Raw genomic sequence first — 9562 nt, 5'->3', positions numbered from 1 at the left:
ATTATTAACTTCTATAAATACTTTAAATAATTTACTGAGTAATTTGAAGAAAAATTGACCTTTCCCCAATAATTGTAGCTACCCCCTAAAATAGTACAGCCAAAAAGTAGGAAATTCTCTATGATAAAAGTAAAAGAGGATTCAATGATGAAAAAATGACTGAAAATCAAATCGTCGCTATTTTAAAAGAAGCTGAAGCGGGTATTCCTGTCAAGGAACTCTGCCGTAAATAGGGCATGGGTAATTCAACTTTTTATCAATGGCGGGAAAAATAGGGCGGTATGGAAACTTCAGACATCAAACGTCTAAAAGAACTCAAGGCGGAAAACCGTAAGCTTAAACAGGTGTTTGCCGAATTGAGCTTAAAATCCCAGCTTCAGGAAGAAATCATAAAAAAGCTTTAGTGCCAACAGGGGCACATAAAACGTGGGCACAACAACTACAACAAAATCATTCTATTACTATTGCTATGAGTTGTGCCATTGTTGGCTTAAGCCGTTGTGCTTACTATTATCAACCTAAGTTACTGGATGACTCGGTGATTATTTCGGTGTTGAATGCTATCACAGACCGGCATTTACGCTGGGGCTTTCCTAAGTGTTTTAATCGAATCAGAAAGCTGGGATATCGTTGGAATCATAAACGTGTTTATCGGGTGTATTGTGAGTTAAAACTGAATCTTAAAACAAAACGAAAACAACGAATTCCACCTCGGGAGCCAGAAAAGTTATTGGCTCCCAATAAACAAGGTGAATGTTGGTCAATGGATTTTATGAGTAATAGTCGTTGCAATCAACGTCGTTTTAGAGCCTTCAATGTGATAGATGATTTTAACCGTGAGGCATTAGGCATTGATATTGGCGTGAGTTTACCCGCAGGGAGAGTGACTCGTTATTTGGATAAATTGGCGGAGTATCATGGTTACCCGTTAAAAATACGGGTAGATAATGGACCTGAATTTACAGGAAAAACCTTTACCAACTGGGCTAAATTACATGGTATAACCATTGTTTATATAGAGCCTAGTAGCCCATATCAAAATGGCTATATTGAACGATTTAATCGTACCTATCGTACTGAAGTACTCGATTTATATCTTCTTAACAACTTAGCACAAGCAAGGAGAATAACCGAAGAAGGGTTAACGATTTATAACACCGAAAGACCACATGAGGCATTAAATAACATGACACCGCTCGAATATAAAACATTAAAACAGGCAGCTTAATTTTCTACGTGAGTTGTGTACTAAGTTTGGGGTATTTACAGTCGAACACCAATGGAAACATTGCTTGATGGAAAACGGATCTGGGAAGAAAAAATCTGAACCAGATTTAACCTGACAGACACCCAATAAAAACTGGTAACTGTCAGATTAGGTTTGAGCTAGTACATATGTAGATAACATATTTATTATCTACATAAATCAATATTTATCATAGAGTAAATATAAGGTTGCTACAACATTCTAACATAGTCTTTCTACCTTATCGTTATGCAATGCCATTCTGTACAAGGATGGTGTATTTAACTATAGCAAAAAAGCAGACGTATAATTTATCCTCTGTTATAATCGCTTTCTTTTTGAACTTAATGTTATGTTTTGAAGTACATTTTAGAATTATTTTAAATCGCCTTGATTTTATCGATTTTTTTAGCACAAATAGCAAAAAAAGAATATGTTAATATTTAAGGTTAAAAATCAATAGTTAATCGGCTATTTATTGAAAGGAATTAATGACCATGATACTTGATAATAATCAAAAATTAGGACTTTTTTGTCTTACATTATTTTCTGTTTTTTTCATTATTTTAATGCAAGTTCATTTAATGCCTGCAGTGATTGCAGGTTTATTAACCTATACCTTAACTCAGAAATTAGATGATTTTCTATCACGAAAAATGATGCGCTTTAGCCATCGATCAAAATTAGTTTCTGTATTAGTCCTAACGACTCTGATTATTGGTATTTTTATTGGTGGTTTTTGGTATTTATTTGCTTGGTTTGTTGACATGGCTAAGCATCCTACCGAAACGTTAACAAATATGAAATTAGTGGTAAACAATGTAATAAACAGTCTTCCACCAAGTATTACTCATTATTTGCCAGATGATTTAGATGAAGTTAAATCCACGATAATGGTTTATCTTAAAGATCATATATTCTATCTACAATCTATCATTAAAAAAGTATTTCACGATTTAATCATATTAATTGTGGGAATGATTATTGGGTTAATTCTTGGTTATAAAGAAAATAAACGTAACGTTGATTACAACAAAGTTGAACAAAGACCACTAACTAAAGCCCTAAAAGCAAGTTTAAACCGATTAGTTGTAGTATTCCAGTATGTTGCTATGTCACAAGTTGTGATTGCATTATTTAATACAATAATGACGTCTATTTTGTTATTTATTATTCTGCCTGTGTTTGGTATTCATTTACCGTTTAGCAAAAGTTTAGTCTTAGCCACATTTGTTTTTGGACTTATTCCAATTATTGGAAACTTAATTGTTAACGCATTAATCTTTGTTGTTGCATTTACAGTATCATTCACTGTTGCGATGGCGATTATTGTTTATTTAATTTTAATTCATAAAATGGAATATGTACTTAATGCCAAAATAGTTGGAACAAAAATTCATGCAGGCATTTGTGAATTATTAATTGCGATGCTATTTTTAGAAACACTTTTTGGTGTGATTGGTTTAATCTTTGCACCTATTTTTTATGCATTTATAAAATTATCGTTAAAAGAGTTAGAAATTATTTAATTTGAAAATAATCAATATGTTATCTATTGGCAGTGATTTCATTTACGTAGACAACTATTTACAATAAATCTATTACTGGGTAATCATATCTCGATATTACCCAGACTCAATATACTAACTGTAAATACCCTAATGAAGCGACAATTACGCTATTAGGACCAAAAGCAGGGCAGCCAAATACGTCGTTTTCTCCCACAACGTTTATTATTTATGCTGATCAAGCGCAAACTAAACCTATATATAGCTTTACAATTAACAAATGGTTTATTTTATTAGAGGATGGTAAACGAACATTTAAAGAAAGTAGAGAGTATTGTGAAAGCATTGGGTACCGCCTTCCTACTGTACCTGAATTAACCAATGTTAAAAATGTTGAGCTAAATTGGCATCAAGGATACCCTACTGGCAAAGAAGGGTTCTCTAAAGTACAACTTGGAGGGGGAATCATTCCAGAATGGGGCTCTGATGTTTTTAGGCTAGATCGTCATATTTATAGAAAATTTTGGTCGAATAATCGCCATAAGAATGATAACTACTACTTAGTTGATGCTTATGGATTGATATTTTCAGAACCAATAACAGAACAAATTGGCTATGCACTTTGTATTTCACCGTAATCTTTAAACGGCAGCCGCACAGCAACAACAACGAGTGATTTAACACAGATAGAGTAATATTTTGTAGATAGAAAGGTAATATTAAAATGATTTATTTTGGTTTAGGAGCGACGTTATGATATATGTAGTAACAGAAACAACTAATTAATGCGTAAGAGCAACTAACCATAAAATAATTTTTATTTATATCGTAGTGCCAATATGTAATGATAATTCAAATCTAGGATTTAAAGATTTAGCTTGTGATGTATTGTTCAATATTGCATTGTTTAGGCATGGTTACCGCTGTAAAAAACGTTCAGAAAACCTATTGATTTTATTGAGGTTTTTTGGTGGAATTAACCGCCGTGTAGGCGGTTAATTATTGATGCTTCACAATAAAACAGCAGTGGATTTGCTTGTTACGTTTAAAATCAAGCGAAAGCGTTTTATTGGTAATTTCTTGATAGGTAAGTCCTAGATTTTGCATACCACTGCTATCCATCTTAAAACCACGTTTATTATTCGAAAAGAGGATAGTGCCATTAGGTTTTAGCAAGCGTTTTAGATCCGCCATTAATTTTAGGTGATCTCGTTGCACATCAAAGGTATTATTCATACGTTTGGAATTTGAAAATGTTGGCGGATCGATAAAAATTAAGTCGAATTGTTCATCGCATTGAGATAAATAAAGCAAACAGTCAGCCTGAATTAATCGGTGCTTTTTACCTGTTAAACCATTTTGTTTTAAATTACGATCTGCCCATTCTAAATAGGTGCGTGACATATCAACGGTAGTGGTTGATTTAGCACCACCAAGTCCTGCATAAACAGTTGCACTCCCTGTGTAAGCAAATAGATTTAAAAAGTCCTTGCCAGCACTCATTTCACCAATCATTTTGCGTGCTAAGCGATGATCTAAAAACAGTCCTGTATCTAAATAATCGGTAATATTGACCCAAAATTGGGTTTTTTGGCGATTAATGGCGTATTCATGGACTAAAAAATAATCCTGCTTTTGCCCTAATTTTTGGTATTGTTGTTTACCTTTTTGTTTTTCTCGGGTTTTTAATACTAGTTGATCGGCAGTCAGATTAAGTTCTGACATGGTGGCATTGATAATATCAAATAGCCGTTGCCGTGTTTTTTGTGGATCAATATTTTTAGGGGCGGCGTATTCTTGTATAACTATTTTATCTTTATAGCGATCAATAGCAACATTATATTCGGGTAAATCTGCATCATAAAGTCGATAACATTCAAGTTGTTCTTGAGCTGCCCATTTTTCCAGTTTTTGTTTATTTTTGCGTAACCGATTTGCAAAGTCGGCAGCCGGCACCGTTGGGTTCGTGATAGGTTGTTGAGCATCACGCTTAGCAATGGCATAATTTTTTTGTATACAGTCGAGAGGGCCATTTTTGGCTTTAAATTGTCTATCTGCTCGCATTTGTAAACAATCTAATAGTTGCGGTGCACCACTAAATAGTGATAATCGCCAACCACCAAAGTGTTGTTTAATTTGTCGACCGAGAGCAGTATGTAAAGCAATAAGTGCGGGCTCGCTTTCTAGCCGCTCGCCATAAGGTGGATTACTGATAATCATACCTGTTGTTTGCATTGGTAATGGATTAGTAAGTTGTGTTACATCTTGTAAAGCAAAGGTAATTAAATCGCCCACACCGGCTTGGATAGCATTTTGTTTGGCTCGCTCAAGTACGGTAGGATTATTATCGTAACCAATAAAAGGAATATTGGGTTTACAGGCATTATGTTTTGCTGAAAATAATAACTCATTCCATAGCGTTGGATTAAATCCTTTCCATGCAAAAAATCCCCATTGTTTGCGTTGTAATCCTGGTGGGATTTTTGACGCCATCATAGCGGTTTCAATCAGTAGCGTGCCTGAGCCACACATGGGGTCAAGCAATGGTTCATCACTCAGCCAACCTGAACGCATAATAATGGCGGCAGCAAGGGTTTCTTTTAATGGTGCTTGCCCTGTTTGCTGACGATAACCACGTTCATGTAAGCTATTGCCACTTAAATCTAAAGATAAGGTGACTCGGTTTTTATTTAAATACGCATGAAGTCGAATATCTGGATCTTGTTTAGCAACATTGGGGCGTTCGTTAGTATGGCGTAAAAAGTGATCAACAATGGCATCTTTGATCTTAAGTGCGCCATATTGACTATTGCGAATAAATTCATTAACACCAACAAAGTTGATCACAAAAGCGTTATCGACCGCAAAAATATCTGTCCATTTAATATTAAATACACAAGAATAGAGATCTAAATCACTATAAATATCAAATTCAGCTATTGGCAACAAAATGCGTGAGGCTAAACGGGACCATAATAATGATTGATATAATGTTTTTTCATCAGCATCAAAATAAACTCCACCTTGGGTAATTTTACAGTTGGGTGAGCCTATTTGTTCTAACTCTTTTTTTAATAACTCTTCAAGCCCACGAGATGTGCTGGCAAATAGCGTTTTCATGTATAATCCACTTTACAATAAAATTGCAAGCATTATACCGACTAATTGCAATAGTGGGAAATAAAGGCAACGCTTATATCTATTTTTTGTTAATCAAAATTTATAACAATTAAGTTGAAAAGAATAAATACTTTTTTGAGTATTAATAATTGTGCTACAACCTAATTAACTGATAACATGAGATATTAAAATAGGTGGAAATTAATTTTTTATAAAAGAGAAAAATGAAAATTCAACAAATTGCTTTTTTAATCGCATTCGCTTCTGGTAGCGTTTTTGCCAGCAATAATGTAACACTCAATAAAGTAACCCTGTTTTTGCAAGGAGCTGAATTGCAAGGGCAGTCAACGGTGTCGTTAACTAAAGGTGAAAGCGAAATTACATTAACTGGAATTGCTGATGGTGTTAGAGCTAATTCAATTAATGTGGGATTTGGTAAAAATGCTAATGTGAAAGTACTCTCAACGTCATTAAATGAAGATTATTCTAACAATGATAAACAAAATGACGAAATTAAGCCTTTACTTGAAGAGTTACAGCAATTACATGAAAAACGTGATACGGCTGATATTCAATTAAAAGCCATATCTGAACAAGTTACTCTTTTACAAGGAAATCGTTTAGATTTATTAGTAAAAAGTGACAATGATAGTTTAAGTGGAATGAAAAATACCTTAGATTTCATTAAAACCAATTTAATCGCAACACTAAATGAACAAAATAAACGACAAAAAGAGGTTGATCAGATAGATGCCCAAATAAGGCAATGTCAAGATAAAATTGATAAACGCAAAGCATTAACAAACAGTCCTAACAGTGCAATTATCGTCAAGGTTTATTCTGACAAAGAGATGACATTACCAGTTACTTTATCTTATGTCACCAATAAAGCTGGTTGGGTTCCAGTTTATGATGTGCGTGTTGCTGATATCAACTCCCCGTTACAATTAACTTATAAAGCAGATATTTATCAAAATAGTGGCTTGAATTGGCAGAATATCGATTTTAGTTTATCGACTTCTAATCCAAGTGACGGAATAACGGCGCCTGATTTATTGCCTTGGCATATTGATATCTATTCTGAAAAAGGTGGCTTCTTTTTTTCTAAACATGATGATATAAGTGCAAAAGTATCAAGATCCGTTCGCCCTGATGATAATGCATTAACCAATACTTTAGGTATTAACACGCGCTTTGAGGTTAAATTGCCCTATACCATTAAATCGAATACCCAAAGTAATATCCTTACGTTACAGAACAAAGAAGTTGAAGCAAAATATCATTACATTGCCATTCCTAAATTAGATAGTAGCGTGTACTTACAAGCACAAATTACTGATTGGGATAAATTAGACCTTTTGCCTGGAAAATCGACAGTATTTTTTGATGGCAATTATATTGGTGAGAGTTTTATTACTACTAAAGATTTAAAAGAAACATTGGATATCTCTTTAGGAAAAGATAAAAACATTTTTATATCGCGTAATCGTAATATTAATGAAACATCAAAACCTTCGTTATTTGGTAATGATATTTCACAAAAATATGCTTATACCATTGATGTAAAAAATACCAAATCGCTACCTATTGATATTGTTGTTTATGATCAGCTACCCAATATTATCAATAAGGCAGTCGTCCTTAATGAGGCCAAATATGATAATGCAAACTATAATAAAGAAACCGGTCAATTAATGTGGCAGTTTAAGTTGAATCCAAATGAAAATAAAAATCTTAGTTTAAGCTTTAAACTGACTTATCCAAAAGATAAAGTTAACGATATAATTGGATTATAAATGAGTAAATCACAGAAAATACAGTATGTTAAACGAATGGTTAAACCAATTTACACAAGACAATCAAATTAGTTTGCTAGATATTCATTTGGCAGCATTTTTAACGAATAAAGCAAAGTTAAATGACGATATTACAATTAAACGATTCAGTTTTTTAGTGATAACGCTAAGTAAAGAGGTAAGATCTGGTCATGTTTGCTTAGATCTTCGTTATTTAAAACAATCAACGATAGAAGCGCAGCTTTGGTTAGCCTTAGGCTCACCAAACGAGCAAGATTGGAAAAACGCACTTGAACAAGCACAAAATAGTCGAGTTGTGAGTGATGGAACAAATTTATCTCCGCTTATCCTTATTGAAAATAAACTCTATTTTCAAAGGATGTGGTTGGACGAGAAAAATGTTGCTCAATATTTCAATCACACAATCCTTAATAAAGAGTCACATTGCGATGTTGATTTAAATACTATACTTAATCAGCTTTTTACCGATAATCACGCTGAAATTGATTGGCAAAAAGTGGCGGTTGCTGCGGCATTAACGCGTAAAGTCGCGATTATTTCGGGCGGGCCTGGTACAGGTAAAACAACCACTGTCGCTAAAATTTTAGCCGGAATTTTGTTAACTACGCCCAATGCGCGAATTATTACGGCGGCTCCGACAGGGAAAGCCGCATCAAGGTTAACCGAATCATTGAGTCAAACAATTGAGCAACTCGCTTTTGCTTCACTAAATATAAAGGCAGAAGCGATCACTTTACACCGTTTATTAGGCGCAAAAGCAGATAATCGTTCATTCAAGCATGATAAAAATAATCCGTTGCATGTTGATGTATTAGTCATTGATGAAGCCTCAATGGTTGATTTAAATATGATGGCAAGAGTCATTGAAGCCTTACCCGCTTCTGCACGTTTAATTTTGTTGGGTGATAAAGATCAGCTCTCATCGGTTGAAGCTGGTTCGGTATTTGGTGATCTTTGTACCTTTATTACGCATGGTTATAGCGAGTCACGAGCAAAAGAGCTAAGCCAATTAACTGGCTATGTTGTGCCTGCTTGCGAGCAAACAGCAACAATCACGGACAGTATTTGCCTATTACAAAAAAGTTATCGTTTTAACGAATCGTCTGGTATTGGATTGTTGGCTAATGCAGTTAAAGAGGGGCGCTCAACTGTCGTGAAAAAATTATTAACCGATGAGTCATTAAGTGATATCCAATATCATGCACTTTCATCCCAACAAGATTATGAAGATGTTTTACATGATAGTATTAATCACTATAAACATTATTTAAATGTTATTAAGCAATATGGCACTAATGATATTGCGGCAGTTTTAGCTAAATTTGCCGAATATCGCTTACTTTGTGCTGTAAGAGAAGGACATTTTGGCGTAGAGGGTTTAAACAAGCAAATTGAATTGCTATTAGCCAAAAATAAATTGATTCGCTTGCAAAATAAAGAGGCTTGGTACGTTGGTCGGCCAATTATGATTTTACGCAATAGTACTTCATTAGGGCTGTACAATGGTGATATTGGCATTACATTAATGGCTGAAAAGAATAGCTCAAAATTACGTGTGTATTTCCCGTTTGCTGATGGATCTATTAAAGGATTTTCGCCATTTCGATTACCTGAGCATGAAACAGCTTACGCTATGACAATCCATAAATCGCAAGGTTCAGAATTCGATGATGTGAATATTATCTTACCAACTAGTTATTCACCGTTGCTTAACCGTTCTTTGCTTTATACAGCGATTACTCGCGCTAGAAAAAACGTGTCAATTTATGCTACTGAACCAATTTTATTGCAAGCAATTAAATCACAAACACCAAGGCATAGTGGTTTAGTTAGTTTGTTGCAGAATAATGGTTGAATGGATTTTCTAAATG

The 9562-nt window shown here is 34.3% G+C and carries 6 protein-coding genes; 5 read left to right on the top strand and 1 reads right to left on the bottom strand.

Features of this window, described 5'->3' with window-relative positions; all coding sequences use genetic code 11:
- The first annotated feature begins 281 nt into the window (after positions 1-281).
- From A9G40_RS15400 to A9G40_RS00675, 3 genes are all read left to right on the top strand, one after another.
- Positions 282-404 (top strand): hypothetical protein, encoded by a 123-nt coding sequence (locus tag A9G40_RS15400; protein WP_255307282.1) that lies wholly within the window; start codon positions 282-284, stop codon positions 402-404.
- Positions 404-1228 carry an IS3 family transposase gene (locus A9G40_RS00680; protein ID WP_081302096.1) on the top strand — a complete coding sequence of 275 codons (825 nt, stop codon included), beginning with the start codon at positions 404-406 and terminating at the stop codon, positions 1226-1228. Before A9G40_RS15400 ends, A9G40_RS00680 begins: the two co-directional genes overlap by 1 nt.
- A gap of 509 nt (positions 1229-1737) precedes the next feature.
- Positions 1738-2775 carry an AI-2E family transporter gene (locus A9G40_RS00675; RefSeq protein WP_081302095.1) on the top strand — a complete coding sequence of 346 codons (1038 nt, stop codon included), beginning with the start codon at positions 1738-1740 and terminating at the stop codon, positions 2773-2775.
- 978 nt (positions 2776-3753) lie between these two features.
- On the opposite strand, the gene rlmKL is transcribed toward A9G40_RS00675, so the two are convergent.
- Positions 3754-5874: a bifunctional 23S rRNA (guanine(2069)-N(7))-methyltransferase RlmK/23S rRNA (guanine(2445)-N(2))-methyltransferase RlmL gene (gene rlmKL / locus A9G40_RS00670; RefSeq protein ID WP_065581454.1), complete on the bottom strand. Its 2121-nt coding sequence runs from the start codon at positions 5872-5874 to the stop codon at positions 3754-3756.
- Positions 5875-6098: 224 nt separating this feature from the next.
- Between rlmKL and A9G40_RS00665 the strand changes: the two genes are divergently transcribed.
- Both A9G40_RS00665 and recD read left to right on the top strand, forming a co-directional pair.
- Positions 6099-7670, top strand: a complete 1572-nt coding sequence (locus A9G40_RS00665; protein ID WP_065581453.1) for a DUF4139 domain-containing protein — start codon at positions 6099-6101, stop codon at positions 7668-7670.
- A gap of 25 nt (positions 7671-7695) precedes the next feature.
- Positions 7696-9546: an exodeoxyribonuclease V subunit alpha gene (gene recD / locus A9G40_RS00660; RefSeq protein ID WP_065581452.1), complete on the top strand. Its 1851-nt coding sequence runs from the start codon at positions 7696-7698 to the stop codon at positions 9544-9546.
- Positions 9547-9562 lie beyond the last annotated feature (16 nt).

It is taken from the genome of Gilliamella sp. Nev3-1 (assembly GCF_001690435.1).
Classification (GTDB): Bacteria; Pseudomonadota; Gammaproteobacteria; order Enterobacterales; family Orbaceae; genus Gilliamella; species Gilliamella apicola_C.
This window is presented reverse-complemented; position numbering and strand designations above follow the sequence as displayed.

Excerpts from the sequence above, each read along its gene's own strand:
- recD (WP_065581452.1), top strand. The coding sequence starts at position 7,696 with ATGTTAAACGAATGGTTAAACCAATTTACACAAGACAATCAAATTAGT.
- A9G40_RS00665 (WP_065581453.1), top strand. The coding sequence starts at position 6,099 with ATGAAAATTCAACAAATTGCTTTTTTAATCGCATTCGCTTCTGGTAGC.
- rlmKL (WP_065581454.1), bottom strand. The coding sequence starts at position 5,874 with ATGAAAACGCTATTTGCCAGCACATCTCGTGGGCTTGAAGAGTTATTA.
- A9G40_RS00675 (WP_081302095.1), top strand. The coding sequence starts at position 1,738 with ATGACCATGATACTTGATAATAATCAAAAATTAGGACTTTTTTGTCTT.
- A9G40_RS15400 (WP_255307282.1), top strand. The coding sequence starts at position 282 with ATGGAAACTTCAGACATCAAACGTCTAAAAGAACTCAAGGCGGAAAAC.